This window comes from Mesorhizobium sp. M4A.F.Ca.ET.050.02.1.1 (genome assembly GCF_003997725.1).
In the GTDB taxonomy this organism is placed as follows: Bacteria; Pseudomonadota; Alphaproteobacteria; order Rhizobiales; family Rhizobiaceae; genus Mesorhizobium.
Genome location: NZ_RZSG01001104.1, coordinates 1 through 1,504, shown reverse-complemented (window position 1 = coordinate 1,504; position 1,504 = coordinate 1). Strand labels below are relative to the sequence as shown.

The window sequence follows — 1,504 nt, the reverse complement described above, 5'->3', positions numbered from 1 at the left end:
TCGGAATCGTGGGCATCCTCATCACGGCTGTCGTTGGCATTGCATGGCATCACATCGTCGCCGCCCGAACGCGCACCATCTTCGACATTTTCGGCCTCGGCGTGTCGGTCGCTCTCGCCGGGCTGATCACGCTTCTGGTCATCCCACCCCAGGTCGTCGCCGGCATGGTGCAGCTGAGCACGTTCCCGTCCCTCGTTTTCCGCTTCCTCAGCACCATCATCATCAGCGTGCTGCTCGACCGCCAGGAGCGACGGCGCGAACTCGCAATGTCCAACATGATCTACCGGGCCATGGTTCGCGAGCTGCCGGATTGCCTCAACATAAAGGATGTCGACGGCCGCTTCATCGCGGCCAATCCGGCGACCGCCGAAATGGTGAGAGCCACTTCGGTCGAGAACCTTATCGGCAAGACGGATTTCGATTTCTATCCGAAGGATGTGGCTGAGCGCTTCCGGCAGGACGAGATGGGCGCGCTGGAGGCCGGGCAGACGCTGCGCATCGACCAGCCGGCGGTTTTCCCGGACGGCAGGCAGGGCTGGCTCTACACGCTGAAGGCGCCGTTCCGCGACGAGGCCGGCAAGATCACCGGCGTCATCACCTACAATCGCGACATCACGGAGCAGAAACGAAATGCCCAGCTCAAGAACGATTTCATCTCGACGGTCAGCCATGAATTGCGCACCCCGCTGACATCAATCCGCGGTTCGCTTGGCCTGATCGCGGCCGGAGTGGCGGGCGAACTGCCGCCAAAGGCCGCCAACCTCATCAACATCGCCCACAACAACAGCGAGAGGCTGGTTCTTCTCATCAACGACATCCTCGACATGGAGAAGATCGAATCGGGCGTGATCGCCTTCAAGATCAGGCAGATGCCTGTTCGCCCCCTGCTGGAGCAGGCCATTGCCGCCAGTTCCAACTATAGGGCCGATGGCCGAATCCGCATCGTCCTGGTCGACGATGCCCCGCGCGCCGAGGCCAACATCGATGAGGATCGCCTGCATCAGGTGATGGCCAATCTCCTGTCGAATGCAATCAAGTTCTCCGACGCCGACGGCACCGTGACGGTGAAACTGGAGCGCCGCGATCGTGACATGCTGCGCATCTCGGTGATCGATCAGGGCGCTGGCATTCCCGAGGCATTCCGCAGCCGCATATTCGGCAAGTTCGAGCAGGCGGACGCGTCGAGCACCCGCAAGCAGGGCGGTACCGGTCTCGGCTTGAGCATCGTCAAGACCATCGTGGAAAAGCTGGGCGGCGCCGTTTCCTTCGAAACCGAGGAAGGCAAGGGAACCTCGTTCCACGTCGACCTTGCCGAAGCGCAAAGGCAGGCCGAGAAGCCGGTTGCGACGGAGCGTCGATCGCGGCCGCGCGATGGCCGCCTGCGTGTTCTCATTTGCGAGGACGAGACCGATGTCGCGGCGGTGATCGCGGCACTCCTCGATGCGGAAGGCTTTTCCAGCGACGTCGCCCCCGACATCGACACCGCCATGGCGCTCCTGCGCAC

General features: G+C 62.6%; 1 protein-coding gene. It reads left to right on the top strand.

What is annotated here, in order from left to right; all coding sequences use genetic code 11:
* A partial coding sequence (locus tag EOA33_RS35395; protein ID WP_245482544.1) for an ATP-binding protein occupies positions 1-1,504 on the top strand: 1,504 nt, incomplete at both ends.